At 58.5% G+C, this 19,441-nt stretch carries 17 protein-coding genes; 10 read left to right on the top strand and 7 right to left on the bottom strand.

Annotated features, from left to right (window positions below; translation table 11 throughout):
• Positions 1-73 precede the first annotated feature (73 nt).
• Positions 74-466, top strand: a complete 393-nt coding sequence (locus R5R33_RS05515) for a hypothetical protein (RefSeq protein ID WP_318955044.1) — start codon at positions 74-76, stop codon at positions 464-466.
• Positions 467-570: 104 nt separating this feature from the next.
• On the opposite strand, the gene trhO is transcribed toward R5R33_RS05515, so the two are convergent.
• Positions 571-1,566, bottom strand: a complete 996-nt coding sequence (gene trhO / locus R5R33_RS05510) for an oxygen-dependent tRNA uridine(34) hydroxylase TrhO (protein ID WP_318955043.1) — start codon at positions 1,564-1,566, stop codon at positions 571-573.
• A 202-nt stretch (positions 1,567-1,768) separates the two neighbouring features.
• On the opposite strand from trhO, the gene R5R33_RS05505 reads away from it, so the two are divergent.
• Complete coding sequence (locus R5R33_RS05505; protein ID WP_318955042.1) at positions 1,769-2,032, top strand: RNA-binding protein; 264 nt, start codon at positions 1,769-1,771, stop codon at positions 2,030-2,032.
• 274 nt (positions 2,033-2,306) lie between these two features.
• Positions 2,307-2,975, top strand: coding sequence for a hypothetical protein (locus R5R33_RS05500; protein ID WP_318955041.1), 669 nt, complete (start codon positions 2,307-2,309; stop codon positions 2,973-2,975).
• A 190-nt stretch (positions 2,976-3,165) separates the two neighbouring features.
• Here R5R33_RS05500 and R5R33_RS05495 read toward each other — a convergent pair whose 3' ends face one another.
• The 3 genes from R5R33_RS05495 to ydiJ form a co-directional block, all read right to left on the bottom strand.
• Positions 3,166-3,594 (bottom strand): 3D domain-containing protein, encoded by a 429-nt coding sequence (locus tag R5R33_RS05495; RefSeq protein WP_318955040.1) that lies wholly within the window; start codon positions 3,592-3,594, stop codon positions 3,166-3,168.
• A 662-nt stretch (positions 3,595-4,256) separates the two neighbouring features.
• Positions 4,257-4,982, bottom strand: a complete 726-nt coding sequence (locus R5R33_RS05490) for a tetratricopeptide repeat protein (RefSeq protein WP_318955039.1) — start codon at positions 4,980-4,982, stop codon at positions 4,257-4,259.
• Positions 4,983-5,023: 41 nt separating this feature from the next.
• Positions 5,024-8,110 (bottom strand): D-2-hydroxyglutarate dehydrogenase YdiJ, encoded by a 3,087-nt coding sequence (gene ydiJ, locus R5R33_RS05485; protein WP_318955038.1) that lies wholly within the window; start codon positions 8,108-8,110, stop codon positions 5,024-5,026.
• 237 nt (positions 8,111-8,347) lie between these two features.
• On the opposite strand from ydiJ, the gene R5R33_RS05480 reads away from it, so the two are divergent.
• From R5R33_RS05480 to R5R33_RS05455, 6 genes are all read left to right on the top strand, one after another.
• Positions 8,348-9,379, top strand: a complete 1,032-nt coding sequence (locus R5R33_RS05480) for a YbgA family protein (protein WP_318955037.1) — start codon at positions 8,348-8,350, stop codon at positions 9,377-9,379.
• Positions 9,380-9,386: 7 nt separating this feature from the next.
• On the top strand, positions 9,387-10,874 hold the full coding sequence (locus R5R33_RS05475; RefSeq protein WP_318955036.1) for a cryptochrome/photolyase family protein: 1,488 nt from the start codon (positions 9,387-9,389) through the stop codon (positions 10,872-10,874).
• A 113-nt stretch (positions 10,875-10,987) separates the two neighbouring features.
• Positions 10,988-11,503: a DUF2878 domain-containing protein gene (locus tag R5R33_RS05470; RefSeq protein WP_318955035.1), complete on the top strand. Its 516-nt coding sequence runs from the start codon at positions 10,988-10,990 to the stop codon at positions 11,501-11,503.
• Between the two features lie 67 nt (positions 11,504-11,570).
• Positions 11,571-13,760 carry an autotransporter outer membrane beta-barrel domain-containing protein gene (locus tag R5R33_RS05465; RefSeq protein ID WP_318955034.1) on the top strand — a complete coding sequence of 730 codons (2,190 nt, stop codon included), beginning with the start codon at positions 11,571-11,573 and terminating at the stop codon, positions 13,758-13,760.
• A gap of 144 nt (positions 13,761-13,904) precedes the next feature.
• Positions 13,905-15,098 (top strand): pyridoxal phosphate-dependent aminotransferase, encoded by a 1,194-nt coding sequence (locus R5R33_RS05460; RefSeq protein ID WP_318955033.1) that lies wholly within the window; start codon positions 13,905-13,907, stop codon positions 15,096-15,098.
• A gap of 153 nt (positions 15,099-15,251) precedes the next feature.
• Entirely contained in the window at positions 15,252-15,728 is a 477-nt protein-coding gene (locus R5R33_RS05455) for an Lrp/AsnC family transcriptional regulator (RefSeq protein ID WP_318955032.1), read from the top strand.
• Between the two features lie 3 nt (positions 15,729-15,731).
• Here the strand turns inward: R5R33_RS05455 and R5R33_RS05450 are convergent, their stop codons facing one another.
• Together R5R33_RS05450 and R5R33_RS05445 are read right to left on the bottom strand one after the other, a co-directional pair.
• On the bottom strand, positions 15,732-16,748 hold the full coding sequence (locus R5R33_RS05450; protein WP_318955031.1) for a HupE/UreJ family protein: 1,017 nt from the start codon (positions 16,746-16,748) through the stop codon (positions 15,732-15,734).
• Positions 16,745-17,608 carry a peptidylprolyl isomerase gene (locus R5R33_RS05445; protein WP_318955030.1) on the bottom strand — a complete coding sequence of 288 codons (864 nt, stop codon included), beginning with the start codon at positions 17,606-17,608 and terminating at the stop codon, positions 16,745-16,747. The genes R5R33_RS05450 and R5R33_RS05445 overlap by 4 nt, the downstream gene beginning before the upstream one ends.
• Before the next feature lie 240 nt (positions 17,609-17,848).
• Between R5R33_RS05445 and R5R33_RS05440 the strand changes: the two genes are divergently transcribed.
• The gene (locus R5R33_RS05440; RefSeq protein ID WP_318955029.1) at positions 17,849-18,160 is read left to right on the top strand and encodes a c-type cytochrome; all 312 of its coding nucleotides are present in this window, start codon (positions 17,849-17,851) and stop codon (positions 18,158-18,160) included.
• A gap of 200 nt (positions 18,161-18,360) precedes the next feature.
• Here the strand turns inward: R5R33_RS05440 and R5R33_RS05435 are convergent, their stop codons facing one another.
• Entirely contained in the window at positions 18,361-19,413 is a 1,053-nt protein-coding gene (locus R5R33_RS05435; protein WP_318955028.1) for a helix-turn-helix transcriptional regulator, read from the bottom strand.
• Between the last annotated feature and the right edge of the window lie 28 nt (positions 19,414-19,441).

Below are 19,441 nucleotides of genomic sequence, written 5' to 3'. Positions count from 1 at the left end.
TCAGGTGAAGTAGCGGAGTTCTTGTCGGAAATTCGCTACATGGCTCAGATAGTCGCCGCGCAGGAGGCGGAACTTGAGTTTTCAAATTCGTTTTAACCCGGAAGCGCGCATCGTCAACGCGGTATTTTTTGATCGTGTGGACTTTGCAGAAAAGCTGGCTTCCGCACGCCAGATCGCCGAAAAATTTGGCCATCTGCACCCGCTGCGCTTGCTGGTGGATGTGCGCCGGGCGGATATCGTTCTTACGATAAACGAGCGCCAGAAATTCGGTTCCTTTGCCGCCCATCTCACCGGCCTTCGCCACGGCCGCGTTGCCGTGCTGCACGCGCCAAACTTCAACGCGAACATTATTATCGACAGTACTGCCCAGTCTGAGGGTATGGATGTGCGGGAATTTGTCACCGAGCAGGCTGCACTGGCTTGGCTGGTGGCAGACGCTGAAAGCGCGGGTCGCGACCCTGTTTAGTGTTCACCGCCGCGCGGAGGTACCCGGCTAGGGGTACCTCGTTGTCAGACGGGCCTATAAACAAGCCGGAGCTATAAAACGGGAATAGAAATAGCGGGAAGAAATCAGGCGCGGCGCGCCTGTTCGGCTTGCTGTTTGCGCAATTCCTGCTTGTACTGGCGGCGTGCCTCGGTGACGGCTTTGGCGTCGTGACCCAAATGGTCTTCGCCGCGGGCCTTGGCCAACTGGATCTGTTTTTCGCGCTCGCGGAAACGCGCCTTGTCGGCGTCGGATACCGCCTCAAAGCAGTGGGGGCAGCTGACACCCTGCTCGAACATCGGGGATTGCACTTCTTCCTCGGTCACCGGCATACGGCAGGCATTGCACTGCTGGTAGCTGCCACGCTCCAGGTCATGATTGACCGTTACGCGATCGTCGAATACGAAGCACTCGCCCTTCCACAGGGTTTCATCCTTCGGCACCTCTTCCAGGTATTTCAGGATACCACCCTGCAGGTGGTAGACCTCGTCAAAACCCTGTTCTTTCAGGTAGGCGGTGGACTTCTCGCAGCGAATGCCGCCGGTGCAGAACATGGCCACTTTCTTGTGTTTCTGCGGGTTCAGGTGGTCTTTCACATACTGGGGGAATTCGCGGAAACTGGTGGTATTCGGATTGACCGCGTGTTCGAAGGTGCCCACCTGGTACTCGTAGTCGTTGCGGGTATCGATGAGCAGGACTTCCGGGTCGGAGATCAGCGCGTTCCAGTCCTGTGGTTTGACATAGGTACCCACGGTTTGGCGGGGGTCGATACCTTCCACGCCCATGGTGACGATTTCGCGCTTCAGCTTCACCTTGCTGCGCAGGAACGGCATCTCGGCGGTGAAAGACTCCTTGTAATCCAGCTCGGCCAGGCGTGGGTCAGACTTGAGGTAGGTGAGCAGGGCGTCGATCGCGGCGCGGCTGCCGGCTACAGTGCCGTTAATACCTTCGCGCGCCAGCAGCAGGGTGCCGCGCACTTCGTTGTCGAGCATTACCTGGAGCAGGGGTTCGCGCAGGGATTCGAAATCATCGAGGCTGACAAATTTGTACAGCGCACAGACCACGGTCGTGGAATCAGTCATGAGGGGTTCCTTTTGCAGGCCGGAGCGTAAATCCGGGGCATTGGGCTAAAACATTGGTAAAAATCGCCGCGCATTTTAACAAAAATTTGCCGATGCTGGCGTACACTTTTTCCGCAGTGAAGGGCGGGCCTTGACCAGTGGTTCATAAATTGTCAGATTGGCCGCCATTTTCCACTTTCCTCATTTCCAGCGAGGTTTTTCCATGGCCGACGACTTCACTCCCCAGGACTCTCCACTGAGCCGCGCATACAGCGATGGTAACCACACCGTCAACATCGACATCTACGAAGATGGCGAGGGCGGCTGGTTGCTGGAAATCGTGGACGAACACAACAACACCACCGTATGGGAAGACGTCTTCGAGACCGATGAGGAGGCGCTGCAGGAAGCGCTGGATGCACTGAAGGAAGAGGGGGTGGGGGCATTTATAGGCCCTGCGGAATCCGGCAGCTGGGAAGCGCCCTGATTCTGTCATTTTCGGCAATTCCGCTTGATTTGAATCAACTGAAGCCCCGGTTATTGCATTAGTGTGCGTGACTGGGCGCCGCAAGAGCGATTACAAATAAATACCCCTGTACCACGCAGTTTTTTTATTGCCTGCTAAGGTTATAAATAGAAGGGAATCGCGACAGTGTGACAGCACTACCCCAATCGCGGTGCCGCTACGGGCAGCAGGGAAAGTTGCCCGGGCGGTGCCAACTGTTCGCGGTCTGCAGATGTATTAAATGTGGTTGCTCTGCATGAAAAAATTCCTTCCCCTTCTGGGTTTCCCCCTATTGCTTTTTTCCAGCGTCCTGCTGGCGTTCTCCGGCATTGAGCTCAAATTATCTGATAACCGCGTACTTAATGTGGACCTGGCTGAGGCTCGCCTCATTTCCGAGCTCAAGGGCTACGCCATCATCGCCGGGCGCACCTGTATCGATTGCGACGAAAATACCGCCATTTTCCTGCAGAAGATCGACGGTGAGCCGGTTCCCGTTCGCGATTTGGATGAACCGCCGGAACCGGAGGAGTTTGTGGCGCCGGAAAAGGATCGGCCGGGCGAGACCGCCGCCATGCGCGGGGACCGCTCCCAGGTGGAGATGGACGGCGATGCCGATGGCGTTACGCAGGTGGATCTCTCCGGTGAGAGCTTCAGCTACCCGGGGCGATACCGCGACTACCTGACCAACAAGCTCGTGGAAAAGACCCGGATGTTTTATGGCAGCTGCCATGAGAACTCCCCCGCGCTGCTATGGCTGACGGAGTACCGCACCGACAAGGGTTGGATGAAGGAGGAGTATTTACTGGTGTTTCGCGATGAAGGCGTGGAACACCGCTACAACGAGGGCCGGCAGCCGAGTATTTTCTATATCGAAAACGAGGGCTGCCGCGAACTTCCCGGAGTGGATACCACAACCGAGCCCTGAATTACCGATGGTGCAAAAAAACAAAACCCCGCATTAAGCGGGGTTTTGTTTTTGAAAGCAGTGCTTGGCAAAGCCCTGTGTACTTTCTGTTGTCCGGCTGTCGTTTAGCTTCAGTCCGGGACCTGATTTCCAGGCAAGGTTCTGGCGGGCAACGTTTTCTTAGCGACGTTTTGCTTTAAGAAGCCGTGCCTTACTTTTTTTCCGGGTGCCAGACGATTTTCAGTTGCTTCTTGCCCCAGGCGCGTGCCTTTTTCAGATCCTTCTCCATCCACACGTCGATGCGGTTGGTGTAGCGCTTGTTCATCCGGTCGCGCACGGTGTAGGTGCCCGGCAGGCCTTCGATCTTTACCTTGGCGCCGTTGGTCAGGCCGTGCTTTTCCAGGTCGCGGGATACCGCGATGATCTTGTCTCCCGGGCGCAGGCGGTTGTTCCAGGCGGCGGTCCAGGGATCGTCATCGGTCTGGCCTTCGATGGAGTTGTAGGCCGTGGCGGTGACGGTCATGGATTTCTTCTTGTCTGCAGGTTCTTCCTTCTTGATTGCGGCGAAAGCGTCGCCGCCGACCAGGCCTGCAAGGGAAGCGGCCATTACGATGATGTACTTTTTAAGGCTCTGTCGCATAAGTCTCATTACCTCTGGAAGACCTCTGGAAGCTCTCCGGTCACAGGCGTCGCCTGTTCACCCCCGCCTCCAAGTTGATTTCGTAATAAGTGATCAATGTTTGATCAGGGAGGGCCATATTAAACGGCACTGGATGCGAATCAATCTTTTGCGCAACCGGCGGGATTTTCCCTACAGAGTAATCGGTTATTTTTTGTTCTTAGCCTAATGTGCTTTATTAAATCGTTTTATTGGTAATTTTTATTCTGTTGTTATGGTTTTGTGACAGAGATTGACGCAAAAAAAAGGATTTCAATGGGTATCTGGTTTCCGATCGCAAAATTGCTATGACAGCGATGTCATCTCTGGTTGGTGGAAAAATGCGCTATTTGGGATGCTGTACCTGTGGGTCCGTGGAACAAAATTTTTTTCGTTTTTTTTGCGACCCGTGGTTCAAAAGCGTGAAATATTATCGATGACAGCGTTGTAAGGGGGATGCGGGACCGGTGTTTTCCCTGTTTCACGCAAGACTGTGACTATCACGCCGATAGAAAAGCCCATGTGCTAGGTGTGATATCTCGCTCTTTCGCGCAAACAGGGAGTACGGATTCCTGGCAGGGGGGCGCGATGGAGCCCGGGAACAGGTGGTCCGACAGGGGGCTGAGTAGCGGAGAGGTGGCCGCTCAGATGGCGGTATCGCCCACGGGCTGCTGGGGGCTGACCATTTCGCGCAGTGCGGACAGGTAGCCCATGTCTTCTTCCAGGTCCTCGAAGCCGTGGCGCCGGTCCAGTTCCACCGCCTGCTCCAGCCACTGGATGGCCTCTTCCAGATTGCCCTGCCACTCGCACACCTGGCCGATATTGAAGGCGGTAATGGCGAGGTTCTGCCAGTCGCCCTCCCGGCGCAGATCGCCGATGGCGCTGGCGTAAAGCTGGTAGGCGTTGCGCAGCATGGCCGTGCGTTTGTTGGGGTTGTCCTGCAGTGCCGAGTGCTGGTGATAGGTGTGGGCCATAGCGGAGCGCACCCGCGCGGCAGAGTGCTCGAACGGCAGTCCCGGTGAAGATTCAATATAGGCGAGGACCGCTTGGAACTGGCTGCGGGCCAGCGGGTAGAGATCCGGTCGCTCACCGCCAAGTGCGTTCAGCACAATGCCATAGCGGTAGCGCAGCAGGTTCTGGCTGTGCGGGTCGGCGGCGAGCCCGGCGATGGCCCGTTCGTACAGTGGCAGGGCAGCATCGTAATCGCCGGCCAAGGCATTTTCCTCGGCCTCTGCGATCAGCGGTGCCACGCCCTCGGATTCGTTGGGTTCCGCCCGCGCCAGCGAGGCCGCGCCGAAGTGCACCGCCAGCAGGGTGGCGCCGAGAACCTTGAGCAGGCACCGGGCCGGGTTATTCCGCGGACTCAGCATCGCCAGACATCTCCGGGGGTCGCCGGTGCTCCGGCGACAGGTTAGTGAGTACTGACAGTAAACCCCGAATCTTCGATCTGCGCCAGTAGTGCCTGCAGTGGATGGCGCAAATTTTTGCCGGCAAAGCGTTTGCTCTGGCAGCGGCAAGAATAGCCGGTGGCAAGGATGGCACTGGTGTCGCCGCTCAGTTTAGGTTCCCACGACTGCTGGAAAATCACCCGCGACGTCTCCTTGTTGGCCACCTCGTGACCATAGGTGCCGGCCATGCCACAGCAGCCTGCGGCCTGGGTGCTGAGTTGCATACCCAGCGCGGTAAAGACTTCCTGCCACTGGCGACCGGCACCGGCGGCGTTGGATTGCTCGGTACAGTGAGGCAACAGGGTAAAGCTGCCCGACTGCAGACGGTTGCGATTGGTGGCCAGGTGATCGGTGTGCTGCGCCAGCCACTCCTGCAGCAGCAGAACCTTCGGCGCCTTGTCGCCCATCAGCTTTTTGTATTCGCCGCGATAGGTGAGGGTCATGGACGGATCTATGCCCACCAGCGGTACACCGCTCTCCGCCAGGCTGTTGAGCATGGCGCTGTTGCCGGCGGCGGTCTGTGCGAACTGGCGCAGGAAACCGTGCACGTGCAGGGGCTTGCCGTTGGCTCGAAACGGTGCCACCAGCGGGTAGAAGTCCAGCAGCTTGAGCAGGCGCAGGGTATCGGCCACCACATCCGCGTCGAAGTAGCTGGTGAACGCGTCCTGCACGATCACCACCGCCTTGGCGCGCTGGGCCGGACCCATGGTGCGCAGGCTTTCGCGGCTGGCGTAGGGCACGCCCAGTTCGCGCATCGCCTTGTCCAGGTTGGTGGCCGAGAGGCTGGGGGAGTCCGCGAGGCCCAGGCCTTGCTCCAGCAGCCAGCGCACCGGCTTCAACTTCAGTGGCCAGTTATACAGCTGTGGTACCCGCGCCAAGTGCGGCATTAAAAACTCCAGACCGCCCACGAAATAGTCTTTCACGGGGCGCAGGTAGCGGCTGTAGTAGAGCTCGAGGAATTTGGCACGGAAGGTGGGAACATCCACCTTGATCGGGCACTGGCCGGCGCAGGATTTGCACGCCAGGCAGGCCTGCATGGATTCGTTCACCTCGTGGCTGAAGTCGTATTCGCCGCGGGCCTTGGCCAGGCTGTTCTTGATGCGCCCGGGCAGGCCGAGAATGAAGGACTGCTCGCGGCTCTTGCGCGCTACCGCCTCCGGATCCACCGCGCGGTCCGCCAGCAGGCGCAACCACTCGCGGATCAGGGAGGCGCGGCCTTTCGGGGAGTGAATACGGTTGCGGGTGCCCTTGTAGGAGGGGCACATGGCGTCGTCCGGGTTCCAGTTGAAACAGGCGCCGTTGCCGTTGCAATAGACGCCATCGGAGTAACCATCCCACACCTGCACCGGAATCTGCCGGTCGTACTCGCCACGGGTCGGTACCTGGTCGATCTTGAGCAGGCCGGAAGCGGCGCTGGGGGTGGCGATCTTGCCCGGGTTTAGCTGGTTGCGCGGGTCAAACGCGGCTTTAATTTTCTGCAGCTCCGGATACAGCTCGCCGAAGAATGCCGGTGCAAACTCCGAGCGCACGCCCTTGCCGTGTTCCCCCCACAGCAGGCCGTTGTACTTCTGCGCCAGCTCCACCACTTTCTCGGTGATGATCCTTACCTGTTTGGCCTGCTCCGGGTCTTTCATGTCGATGGCCGGGCGCACATGCAGTACACCGCAGTCCACATGGCCGAACATGCCGTAGGCAAAACCGGCCTCATCCAGCGCGGCGCGGAATTCGGCGATAAAGTCGGCGAGGTTTTCCGGCGGCACCGCGCAGTCTTCCACAAACGGGATAGGGCGCTGCTCGCCCTGGACGTTGCCCAGCAGACCCACCGCGCGCTTGCGCATCCCCCAGATTTTGTTCACCTGGGCGTGACCACGGGCAATGGTGTAGCCGAAACTTTTGCCCGGCTGTCCGCTCAGGCGGTCCACATGGGCGGTGAATTTGGCCAGCGCCGCGTCCAGTTCCTCTTCGGATTCCGCGGTGTACTCCACAAGGTTGATGCCGTTTACCGGGCGCGGTTGTTCTCCATCAGCGGTCTGCGGGAAAAATTCGCTCACGCTGTCCCACACGATATCCCCCATGGCCAGCTGCAGCACCTTGCTGTCCACGGTTTCGATGGAGGTGGGGCCTGCTTTCATCAGGTCGGGGGCGTCTTTCAGTGCGTCCTGGAAGTGGTCGTAGTTGAGATTCACCAGTGCCGCGCACTTGGGGATTTTCAGCAGGTTCAGCTTGGCCTCGGCGATAAACCCGAGGGTGCCCTCGGAGCCGCACAGGATATTGTTCAGGTTGAAGCGGCCGTCCTTCTCTCTGTCCCGGATATGCGCCAGGTCATAGCCGGTGAGGCAGCGGTTCAGTTTGGGAAACTTGGCGTCGATCAGGTCGCGCTTGTCCCGCTCGATACTGTCCACCATACGGTGGATCTTGCCGGCGCGGCTGCTCTGGTGGCTGATTTCACCCAGCTTGGCATCATCGACAGCATGGGATTGCCACAGTGTGCCGCCCATCAGCACGGTTTTCAGTTCCAGCACATGGTCGCGGGTCTTGCCGTACACACACGAGCCCTGGCCGGAGGCATCGGTGTTGATCATGCCGCCAATGGTGGCACGGTTGCTGGTGGACAGCTCCGGGGCGAAGAACAGCCCGTGGGGCTTCAGCGCCGCGTTCAGCTGGTCCTTCACCACCCCGGTCTGCACCCACGCCCAGCCTTCCTCGGGGTTGATCTCGAGGATGCGGTTCATATGCCGGGACATGTCCACCACCAGGCCATCGGTGAGGGACTGGCCGTTGGTGCCGGTGCCACCGCCGCGGGGGGACAGTACCACCTTGTAGAATTCTTCCCGGTCTGCCAGCTCCATCAGCAACTGCAGGTCGTGCACGCCCCGCGGGTAGACCACCGCCTGGGGCAGCACCTGGTAGATGGAGTTGTCCGTCGCGAGCACCGTGCGGCTGGCGTAGCTCGGGCTCATGTCGCCACGGAAGCCCGCCAGTTTGAGTGCTTTGAGGAACTGCAGGTAGAGCGCCTGTACATCGTTGATTTCGCGCAGTGCTGGAATCATTCCGGGGCCCCGGGGGTCTGGTGAATCTTGGTGCATATATAAAGGAGGACTGGCATTTTAGCGGTGGTGGCGGGCCGCGCAACAATTACCGGGTTCCCGCCCCGTGGGTGCGAGGAAATTGCGCAAGCGTGCGCAGCCCGCCCAATGATCCGCAATTCCGGCGCGGGCGTATAACCCGGTAGAAACTCTTCGTTCAGAGTACACTTCGAGCAAAGGATATTCCCGGAGCGGCAGATCATGCGGATACAGCCACGCCAGTCAAAAATCCCAGTGGGCATCAGCCAGTGCGCGATGGGTGAGCCGGTGCGCTACAACGGTGGCCACAAGCTCAGCAAAGTATGTACCCAGCTGCTTAGTCAGTGTTTCGAGTATGTGCCTTTGTGCCCGGAAGTGGCCATCGGCCTCGGGATTCCGCGTAAACCCATCCACCTGCTGGTAGACCGTGCGGGCGAGCCGGTGGACGCGGTGCGGGTCGTGGGGGTGGAGGACTCGACGGTGGATGTGACAGCGCCACTGCGAGATTATGCGGATTCGGTGGTGCCTCAGCTGCAACCGGTGCGCGGCTACATCTTTATGCAGAACTCCCCCAGCTGTGGTCTGCGCGGTGTGCGGCGTTATCTCGACAACGGCCACGGTATCGACAGTGAGGGGGTTGGGCTCTACGCACGGCGCCTGCAGCAGCACTTCCCCCACCTGCCGATGGAAGAGGTGGGGCGGTTGAACAACAGCGAGCTGCGGGAGAATTTCCTCACCCGGGTGTTCGCCTACGATGCCTGGTTTCGCTATGTGGAGCGCGAGGATGTCGACGCTATTGACGCCGCAGTGGAAGCCGAAGCTGAAAAAGTGCCGTCACGCATCGCGCGTATCATCGACTTTTACACCGCCTATAAATATCTGCTGATGGCCCACAACCAGGATGCCACCCGCGAACTGGGGCGGTTGCTGGCGGACGCCAAATCCATGACGGAAGACGAACTGGCATTTGCAGTGCGCGGCCGCATCATGCAGATTCTGTCGCGCCCCGCGAGTCGCAAGGACCGTACCAACGCGCTGATGCACAGCCAGGGGCACCTATCGGAATTCCTGAGCAAGCAGGAGAAGGCCGAGCTGCAGCAGCTGATCGAGGATTACCGACTCGGCCACAAACCGCTGTCTGCGGTCCTGACGATGCTGCGCCACTATCTGCCCCGCAGCCCCAACAGTTTTATCCACAGCCAGGTCCTGCTCGCCGCCGAGCCGGCGGAACTGGGACTGTGCGACTTCCACTGAAAACGTTATGCCCGAGAAAGCCTATCAGCGCGGACTGGTCTGGTTGCGCAACGACCTGCGTATGGACGACAACACCGCGCTCTACCGCGCCGCCAAGGCCTGTAATGCTTTGGCGGTGATATTTATCGCCTGCCCGCAAACCTGGCGCAGTCACGGTGACGGTGACAATGTGGTGGCCATGCGCCTGCGCACGCTGAAAGCTCTGCAGGCGTCCCTGGCGAAAAAACATATCCCGCTGTATTTCCTCGAACTGCGCGGTTTTGCGCAGGTTTCTGCCGCACTGGAGCAGATCTGTCGCAAGCTCAACATCGAGGCGCTGTTCGCCAATGCGGAATATCCGCTCAACGAACAGCGCCGGGATGCAGCGGTGCGCGAAACACTGAGATCGGTCGGTGTGCCGGTGGAGTACTGCACCGACCGCACCCTGATTCCACCGGGCAGCCTCACCACCGGAAGCGGCGAAGGTTTCAAGGTATACACCCCGTTCAAGCGCGCCTTTATTGCCCGCCACGACAACCGCGACCAGGGTTTCGAGCCGCTTCCCGCTCCCCGCTCCCTGGGGGCCGATCACGGCGATCTGTGGCCGGAGTGGATCGCCCTTGAAGGTGAACACAATCTGGTGCGCGCGATTCCCGATACGGTTGGCGATTACGGCGTGGCGCCGGGAGGCGACAGCCGGGTACTGGAGTGGGCGGTGGGCGAGGGTGCGGCAAAAACACTGCTGGAGGAATTCTCCGCGATCGTTGCCGACTACCAGGAGCAGCGGGATTTTCCCGCGGTCCCGGGCACCTCGCGGCTGTCCCCGTATCTGAATTGTGGTGCTCTTTCTGTGCGCCGCTGTGTGCAGATGGCGCTTGCTGAAAATGATGGCCGCTGGGTGGGGAGCAGCGAGGGCGCGAGTTGCTGGTTGAGCGAACTGCTGTGGCGGGAGTTTTACCAGCATCTGGTGGTGAATTTCCCGCGGGTATGCCGCAACCTGCCATTCAAGCCGGAAACCGAACGGGTGCCTTGGTCGCGTCGCACTGAGGATTTCGAGCGCTGGTGTGAAGGGCAGACCGGGGTACCCATTGTCGATGCCGCCATGCGCCAGCTCAATCAGACCGGCTGGATGCACAACCGCCTGCGCATGGTGGTGGCGTCTTTTCTCACCAAAAACCTGTTGACCGACTGGCGCAAGGGCGAGCATTACTTTATGCAGAAACTGGTGGATGCCGATTTCGCCGCTAATAACGGTGGTTGGCAGTGGGCGGCCTCTACCGGCACCGACGCCGCCCCTTACTTCCGTGTGTTTAATCCCTACAGCCAGTCAAAACGGTTCGATCCCGATGGCGCATTCATCCGCGCCTTTGTGCCGGAACTGGAGGGATATTCCGCGAAGGATATTCACTGTCCTCCCAATGATCTATTCAGCGACAGGAGTTATCCCGCCCCCGTTTGCGATGTGACCGAATCGCGCAAACACGCAATCGAAGTATTTGCTAACTTGAAGTCTTAGGGTTCGTCTGATTTATTTTGTAAGTCGTTTGTTCGATATGCCCTTTTAGGAAATTTTCCGATTTTGGGGCAAGCGCTCGTGGTACAGAAATCCTTCTGATGAATGAGTCGCCAATGAATTATAAGAAACTGATCAATTTCACCCTGTTCGTCGCCGGATGGTGGACGGCTTTACTATATGGCAATGCGCTGGCGTTGATTGCGCTGTTTTTGGTGCTGATGGTGCATTTCATCCTGTGGCGCGACGTGCGGGATATTTTTCTGATCCTCGGCTTTATTTTCTGTGGTTTCGGGGTCGAGTGGGCCTTTATGGCCTATGGGGTGCAGGACTACCACTCCAACCTGCCACCGGCCTGGTCGGTCTGTATCTGGGCCATGCTCGCCACCACCATGCGCTACTCCCTGTCGTGGCTGGTCAACAAGCCCCTGTTGGCTGCGCTCGCCGGTTTGCTGGTTGCCCCCGCTTTTTATTTCAACACGGTACAGTTTGGTCTCGCGGGGTGGGGGCGGCCGATGTGGGAGTGCCTTCTGGTCATCGCCCTGGTGTGGTGTGCGCTGGCGGCATTAATCAGCGCTGTACTGGTTCCGGCCATCGAGCAGATGGAAACTGCCGAAAGCAACCTCTCCTGAGTGCGCAATTTCATCGTTGAAGCTGACCTATACTTGCCAGAATTTCTGTCGTGGCAAGGAGGCTGCAGTGTTCCCGACCGAAAAACCATCCGCCAGAATCCCTTCCCTGTTTTTTCTCTGCCCGCTCGCGATTTCCATCGGGCTGAGTAACACTTCAGCGCAGGCGGACGAGCCGATTTACCGCTCATTGATTGTCTTCGGCGACAGCCTTTCCGATAACGGCAATGCCGGCGTGTTCACTAATGACGACCCCCAAGGGATCTATCAACGACAGCCCGCGGTGTCTTACCTTGCTGACATGCTCGGGGTACCCAGGCTGAATTCCTGTTATGGGTTGGGGCCGGTATTTGGCGGTGCCATTCCCTGTGCGCCCGCCGCGGGCACTGCGGAGCAGCAGTTTCAGCAGGTTGCCGGCTCCGTACTTACCAATGGCCCAAACTGGGCCGTCGGCGGCAATCGCACCGCGGATGTGTTACTGGATCTTGTGGGGCCGCAGCGCTTCCGCCAGTTGTTCCCGAATACCACGGTGGCCGACCACAATACGTTGACCACCATTTTGCCGGACTCCAGTCGCTGTGGTGCCGATGGCATCTGTGACCCGGCGGCGGGAGAGAGCCCCTATCTGAGTGCCGCCGAGGTCCAGGCGGCGATCGCGGTGTTCAATGATCCAGCGGCGCTGCAGGCGTTGGTGGACGATCCGAACAACAACATCACGCTTACCGGTGTGCCATTTGGCAGCGGGCAGGGATACCTGCAGGGCAATACCCCGTCCAGAAGCGATCTCTATTTTCTTAATGGCGGCGGCAACAATATTCTCGACGGTGTGCGCGGCGGCAATCTGTCGCCCGCCTCCATGGAGCGTGCCGCCACCTTCCTCTCCACCGCCGGTAGCGAACTGAAGGCCGCCGGTGCGCAATATATCGTCATGGCCAATGCCCCGCGTATCGGGCGCACACCAGCGGTCTACGCCCTCGGCCAGGCGGCGGTTGACTACGCCAACTACGGCACCGAACTTTTCAATGACAGCTTGCGTCAGCAGGTCAATGGCATCGGCAATATCCTATTACTGGACCTGCAGGGCGCCCTGGAGTTGCTGATCGACGATCCTGCCGCTTTCGGATTGGCCGATATCGACCAGAGCGCAACCTGCTATATCAACTGTGCCAACCCTGACCCCGTCTATGGTGCAGCGGGCACCGACCCCAATGCGGATATGCTGGTGTTCTACGACGGCATCCACCCGACGCTCATCGCCCAGCGCATGCTCGCGGACTACTACTACGAGACCATTACCGCTGCGGTCGAATTTGGTGTGCTGCCCGATCTGGGTTACCAGAACACCCGCCAGCACCGCATCAATATCGATCACCACCTGCTCTCACAGCGTTACCGGGATCCCTATACCACGGTATTTTTCGGTGCCAGCGTCGGCCACGCGGAGCTCGGTTTCGGCCCGGCGATCAACGACGAATTTCCGGCGTGGGACGGGTTCTTCGGCATGAGCTTCGCCGGCTTTGAAAACCTGGAGTGGGGGCTCGGTATGTCCTATGGCGGCAGCGAATACGAGCCCGCTGACTTCTTTGCCAAATCCCGCAATTTCAATCTCAGCGCCTTTGCCCGCTGGGATAACGGATTCTGGTTTGCCGATGGCGGTATCGGCTTCTCCGATATTCAGTACGACAAAATCCATCGCACCGTCCGTCTTGGCGAAACCTTTCGTCACCGGCTTGATGGCGATACCGACGGTGAGGGTTATAACGTCTTCCTGCGCGCCGGCTACAATGCCAGCCGCAATCTCGCCAGCCAGATGGGTCCGTTTGTCGCCATCGACTGGAGCGAGATCGACGTCAACGGCTTCCATGAAAATACCGAAAGCGAATACACCTACGCCGGTAATTACGGCTTACGCGAAGATCCCCTCGGCCTGAGGGTGTACGGGCAGGATCGCGAATACCTGCGCTACCGCGCCGGTTTCTTTTTCAACTGCCCCGACACCGCGGAACACCAGTGGTTTGGCGAGGTCTGGCTTGAGAATACGAGCGGCGATGATTTTGCCGATCTCGGAATCGGGGTTAATTCCATCCGCAGTAACTGGGCCCGCCTGCCGTCCTATCGCAGCGACAACACCGGCTTTTTCCAAAACGGTGTCGGCGCCATGGTGGGGGTGAGTATCACGGAAAAACTGCGCCTGGCCGCGGACCTGCTGGTGCGGCCAGACGATACGGTGGGTGGACTGAGCCTGAATTACCGGTTTTGATTGGGGCGGCGCCGCATATTCTGCGGTAAATGCCACAAAATAATCGGTGTGCTGCGAAAACCTTCGCCCTGAAGCGGCATGAATTACCTCGTTGGTTGTTACCTTAGATGTATTAATAACAACCGCGATAGATGGGTTCCGACGATGTACACCGCGCGATTTAGCAAGCAGAGCCAGGCCCTCCATTCCGCTGACGCCGACGTGTGGGCGGTCAGCGACCGAGCCCACACCCTGGCCAACAGAGGGGAAGACGTCATCTTTCTGTGTGTTGGCGACCCCAACTTTGATACCCCGGAGCCCATCCTGGATTTTGCCCGCGCCCGCCTCGGCGTCGGTCGAACCCACTACTCCCCGGCGGCGGGTGAACTCATGCTGCGCCGTGCCATCGCCGACATAGAAAGCAAGGTCAGTCCGCATCCCTGCAGCCCCGACGACGTCGTGGTCTTCCCCGGCGGCACCAACGCCATCTACGCGGTGCTCTCCTGCCTGCTCAACCCCGGCGAGCAGATCGTGATTCCCGAACCCATGTATATCGGCTATGTACCGATCACCAATGCGCTGCAGCTGGATGTCAGGAAAGTCGCCTGCCCGGCAGAGCGGGGCTTTGCATTTGATATCGAATCCATCAAGCAGGCCATTACCGAAGACACTCGCGCGGTCATGATCAATACCCCGGTGAACCCCACCGGCGCCATGGCCACCCCAGAGCAGCTGCGTGAGCTCGCCGCCTATTGCCGCGCGCGCAATATCTGGCTCATCTCCGACGAGATGTACTCCATGATCACCTTTGCCCGGCGTCACACCTCCCTGCGCACCGCGGCGGAACAGCTGGACAATGTGATCGTGATCGACGGTCTGTCCAAATCTCACGCCATGAGCGGCTGGCGCCTTGGCTGGGCGGTTGCCCAGGGCGAGCTGGTAGCGCGCCTGATTGAGTATGCCGGCGCCACCATTTTTGGTGTACCGCAATTTATCCAGGAAGCAGCCGCCTTCGCCCTGGAGTTTGACACCTACTTCGTCAAGCAGATGCGCGATGCCTACGAAAAGCGCCGCGACCTGATTGTCCAGCGCATTGACCGTATACCCGGGCTCAGCTGTTATTCTCCGGATGCGGGTATGTTCGTGATGGTGGATGTTTCCGCAGTGGCGCGCTCTGGTGAGGCCTTTGCCGAAGCGCTGCTGGATGCGGAGCGGGTTTCGGTACTCCCGGGCAAGCCCTTTGGCCCGAGTGCGGTCAACCATGTGCGCCTGACCCTGGCGGCAGATGAGGTTGAACTCTCGCGGGCACTGGATCGCATAGAACGGTTTGTGACGAGCGGTTGTCAGAAAGCGGGGTGAGTGACTTCTGCGGAGGCCAGTTTCCGACGGGGGCGTTTGCCGTTATCCTACGTCGCCATTGACCCGGTTATTTCTTTCAGTCGGCGGCGTCTGCTCAGTGGGGAGTCCCCATTTCGTCGACATTCACTGTTGCTTACTAAGCGTAAATTTAGCGTGAAAATAGATCGTCACAACCTCAAGATTCTCGAAGTTCTGCAAACCAATGCCCGTATCAGCAATCTCAACCTGGCGGATGAGATAGGCCTGTCGGAGAGCGCCTGCCTGGCGCGGGTCAAGAAACTCACCAATGAAAGGTTTATTCGCGAGTTTCACGCAGAGGTAAATCTGGACAAGGTGCGCCACGCGGAGTTCTACGTGAACGTGGCGCTGAAGCGCCAGGATTCCAAAACCAGCGAAAGCTTCCGCCGTGCCATCAGCAAGATCGAGCAGATCGTGTCCTGTGTGAAAATGTCCGGGGAATTCGATTACATGCTGCGGTTTGTGTGCCCGGATGCCGGGGACTTCAACCGCGTCTCCGAGCAGTTGCTGGCGGACGAAGACGCCGCCATTACCCGTATGACATCCCATCTGGTCATTGAGAAAACCAAGCCGTTTACCGGTTATCCCCTGGAACTTTTGTTCCAGGATTAAACCTCAAACCACCAGCGCAATCGTGCGATCGATCAGCCACCAGGCTGAGAGCCCGCCGACGATATAGGCCACGGGTAACGCGGAAGCTACCGTGGCCGTGTGCCCGGTGCGGATCTCCCATTCGTGTACCGGCGGCGTGCGCCGCAGCAGAAGCATCAGTGCGCTCACCGCGAGAATAAACGCGAGCTGTCCAGCCTCGACTCCAAGATTGAATACCGCCAGCGACAGCGGAATCGCGTGTGTGGGGACCCCGATTTCCGATAGCGCCCCCGCAAATCCCAACCCGTGCAACAGCCCGAATCCAAACGCTACCAACCAGGGTTTGCGAATCGCCAGGGTTTTGCGCCCCTCCAGCTTGTGCAGGATTTCCACCGCCACAAACACAATACTGAGCGCGATCACCGCTTCCACCGGGCCCTGGGGTACCGACACCATCCCCAGTACCGCCAGCGCGAGGGTAATACTGTGGGCAAGCGTAAACGCGGTAATGGTGAAAACCAGTTGCCGCCGGCCAGTGACAAGCACCACCAGCGCCAGCACAAACAGCAGGTGGTCGACGCCAAGCAGAATGTGCTCTACACCCAGCGCAAAGTAAGTGCCGGCAATCTCACCGAAGCCGGCGCGATCCGTAACCGTAAGCAGGGGGCTATCAGGCATCAGGCGGCTCACCTGTTCGCGACCATCTAACCAGCTGATACGCACCAGCGCATCGGTCATGGTATTCGTCAGCCCTTCGATCTCGATACTGCTGCCGACAAGAGCCCCCGGGTGCTGGATCTGCCAGCGCTCCACATAATAGCCGCCGGCAAACTGCGCCTTGGGCAGGCCGAGTTTTTCGGTGTTTTCAGAAAATTTCACATTCAGCGACAGGCGCAGATCACCGCGCGCCGGTACCCGCCAGGTGACGTCAAAGGTCTGCGCGGTACTCTGGATGATACTGAGCGACGCCGGGCGCAATTCATGTGCTTGGGTTAGGGCGGGTAACAGCAGTGCGACAACAAGGATCAGGAATTTTTTCATTGCCTGCTAACCTCGGTGGAATGTGCTTCGATGGGCGGTGCTGTGATCTGAACCCGGTAGTTGGCTCGCAGGGTTTCGTACTGGGTTTGCAGAATCTTGTTCTGCTCGTCCAGTTGCCAGTCGCGCAATACATCGGTGCGAATTTCACTGAAATCCGGCTCCCGCTGTGGTTGCCGTGTGGAGATTTTTACCAGGTGTTCGCCGAAGGCGGAGGTGAGGGGGCCGGTCCACTCGTTTTCCGGGAGTTCCAGTAACTGCTGGGAAAAATCCGCGCCAAACTGACGGTCGATTTGCTCGGTGCTGGCTGCATCAAACTGGAACTGCAGTAGGCTGTTGTCGCCGAGCTTGCGCGGGTTGCCGCCAGCGGTGAGTTTGGTCAGGACCAGGCGAGCGTCTTCCGCCACCTGTGGTCGCTTGTCGCTGTCGAGAAAAATCTGTTCAAAACTGTACTGGGCGGGGAGTGTGTACTTCTCGATATTGCGCTGGTGATAATCCCGCAGCACCTGCTCCGAGGGCTCTACGGCGTTCACCAGATCCCTGGCCAGCAGCTCCATTTTCATGCGCATCCGCCGCCTGATCACGGTGTCATTCTTATCCAGCCCCATCTTTACCGCTTCGCGATAGAGGACTTCCTCGCGCACGAAGTCGTCGATCAGCCCCTGCAGTTCTTCCGGCTGCGGTGGGCGCTGCCAGCCGCGCTCAAAGATCCCGGCGAGGTGGCTTACACGGGCTTCGTTGACGACGATGTCTTCGCCATCAGCGACTTGGCTGCCGTCCTGGAAGAGGCTATTGATCGCGAATAGCAATGCCCCGATCAGGGCAAAGTGGGCACTGGGATCTCTGATCCAATGCAGCGTCATGGGTGAACTCCGGCTTATGGTGTTATAGCTGGGGCTGCGGGAAAGTTTCTTATGCCATTGAGCATAGTCCATGAATCGCAGAATGGTGGGTGGCGCAGTGGGAAAGTTTTTGGCTAATGAGGGGGTAGGGGAGTAAAAAGTTGTGGTTATTGACGCGTAAAGCCATCTAAACTCTGTTCTGGATTCATCTGACTGGCAGATAACCACGATTACGAGCAGTGAAATCTAGGGAGAAATGTGATGAAAGCTTCGATGCTCTCAACAGTATGTTTTCTTGTTGGCGGTATGGCCATGAGCGGCCTGGTGGTAGCGGATGCGGTGGAAGACAAGTACAAGTCGAGCTGCTATATCTGCCACGACACCGGAGTGGCCAACGCGCCGAAGTTACACGACGTGGAAGCCTGGAAGCCCCGCCTGGACAAGGGGACGGATGCACTGCTGAATTCCATCAAGAATGGACTTAATGCCATGCCGGCCGGGGGCATGTGCTCCGACTGCAGTGAAGACGACTACAAGGCGCTGATCCAGTTCATGTCCTCGCCCAAGTCATGACCGGTTTGCAGGAGCCTGATCTGCAGACTACGTGGTGACTGGGCTAAATGTCTTTAGAGCAGGTCCTGCAACATAAAGTGTGGTCTACGAGGCGTATTTTGGCTCGTGGCCACCGATAAAATTATGACGTACGATTTTTCCTGAATTTCCGCCAGCGGATTTTACAAATCAAAACTTTGTGTCCCTTCGCGCGGAAACAATCACGCCGGCAACTGTTCCCGACGAAATTCTGTCGGGGTCATTTCGTGTCGACGCTTGAATGCAGCGTTGAACGGGCTGAGGGAGCGATAGCCAATATCCAGCGCTATGGTGAGCACCGGCAAGTGCGCTTCCTTGGGGGATGCCAGGCGCCGGCTGGCTTCGTCAATTCTGTACTGGTTCAGGTATTCGTTGAAATTGCGAAACCCCAGGTACTTATTGATCAGCACCCGTAAAACATGTTCCCTGGCGTCGAGAGTCTCCGACAGCTCGCGGATGGTCAGTCCCGTTTTGCGGTAACCTCCGCTATCCATATGTTTTTGCAGCCGCTCCAGCAGTTCGCGCTGACTGTCATCCAGCGGCTCCGGTATCGGCGGAGCCATATCAATCGAGCTATCCATTTCTTCTTCGGATTCTGTCGCCGGGCGCGGCGGCAGCGATTCATCCAGTGCATTGGGGGCCAGAGCCAGTAGCCAGAGGCATGCACTGAAGGCGAGTACGCTGGCCATCAGTGCGTGCATCGCCGCGATGCCACTGGGTACGGGGAAATAGGAAAACAAAAACTCCGCGCATACCACGACCACCATATAACTGCCGATAGCGATCAGCAGGGCTATGCGCAGTAACCGCCGTTCGGCAACCAGATCGTTTTGCAATTGCCGCAAAAGTGTTGCCAGTCCAGCTCCAATTAACCCCAGTTTGAAGGGCTGCGTCAGCAAATAGAAAAAAGAATGAATATGTAGTTGGCTGGCGAAATCGATCAGCAACTCGACGCCTATCAGCCCCCATCCCCAGGACGGAAACTGTTCACGCTCGCTGCACAGCTGGTGTGTGAATAACCAGAATGCGCCGGGTATCAGCATGGTGGGGAGATCAATCAGCAGCTCCAGATGCGGGTCCACATCTTTCAGCAGCGGGCGCAGCAGATAGAGAAAGGCCCCGAAAATTACGATCAGTATCCAGCGGTTGTCCCGGCGCCGGTGGCCGATCGCAAGTCTCGCTGCCGCCAACAGCAGCAACCCGCAGGCAACGCCGGTAAAAAAACTATGGGTCAATTGATACCTCGCGACATCGGTCTTTTCT

The sequence above is a fragment of the Microbulbifer pacificus genome, assembly GCF_033723955.1.
In the GTDB taxonomy this organism is placed as follows: Bacteria; Pseudomonadota; Gammaproteobacteria; order Pseudomonadales; family Cellvibrionaceae; genus Microbulbifer; species Microbulbifer pacificus.
Note: the sequence above shows the minus strand (reverse complement) of the source record. Positions and strands in the feature narration are given on the sequence as shown.

What these genes read in the sequence shown, in the direction of transcription:
- trhO (WP_318955043.1), bottom strand. Translation starts at nt 1,566, where the DNA reads ATGACTGATTCCACGACCGTGGTCTGTGCGCTGTACAAATTTGTCAGC.
- R5R33_RS05505 (WP_318955042.1), top strand. Translation starts at nt 1,769, where the DNA reads ATGGCCGACGACTTCACTCCCCAGGACTCTCCACTGAGCCGCGCATAC.
- R5R33_RS05500 (WP_318955041.1), top strand. Translation starts at nt 2,307, where the DNA reads ATGAAAAAATTCCTTCCCCTTCTGGGTTTCCCCCTATTGCTTTTTTCC.
- R5R33_RS05495 (WP_318955040.1), bottom strand. Translation starts at nt 3,594, where the DNA reads ATGCGACAGAGCCTTAAAAAGTACATCATCGTAATGGCCGCTTCCCTT.
- R5R33_RS05490 (WP_318955039.1), bottom strand. Translation starts at nt 4,982, where the DNA reads ATGCTGAGTCCGCGGAATAACCCGGCCCGGTGCCTGCTCAAGGTTCTC.
- ydiJ (WP_318955038.1), bottom strand. Translation starts at nt 8,110, where the DNA reads ATGATTCCAGCACTGCGCGAAATCAACGATGTACAGGCGCTCTACCTG.
- R5R33_RS05480 (WP_318955037.1), top strand. Translation starts at nt 8,348, where the DNA reads ATGCGGATACAGCCACGCCAGTCAAAAATCCCAGTGGGCATCAGCCAG.
- R5R33_RS05475 (WP_318955036.1), top strand. Translation starts at nt 9,387, where the DNA reads ATGCCCGAGAAAGCCTATCAGCGCGGACTGGTCTGGTTGCGCAACGAC.
- R5R33_RS05470 (WP_318955035.1), top strand. Translation starts at nt 10,988, where the DNA reads ATGAATTATAAGAAACTGATCAATTTCACCCTGTTCGTCGCCGGATGG.
- R5R33_RS05460 (WP_318955033.1), top strand. Translation starts at nt 13,905, where the DNA reads ATGTACACCGCGCGATTTAGCAAGCAGAGCCAGGCCCTCCATTCCGCT.
- R5R33_RS05450 (WP_318955031.1), bottom strand. Translation starts at nt 16,748, where the DNA reads ATGAAAAAATTCCTGATCCTTGTTGTCGCACTGCTGTTACCCGCCCTA.
- R5R33_RS05445 (WP_318955030.1), bottom strand. Translation starts at nt 17,608, where the DNA reads ATGACGCTGCATTGGATCAGAGATCCCAGTGCCCACTTTGCCCTGATC.
- R5R33_RS05440 (WP_318955029.1), top strand. Translation starts at nt 17,849, where the DNA reads ATGAAAGCTTCGATGCTCTCAACAGTATGTTTTCTTGTTGGCGGTATG.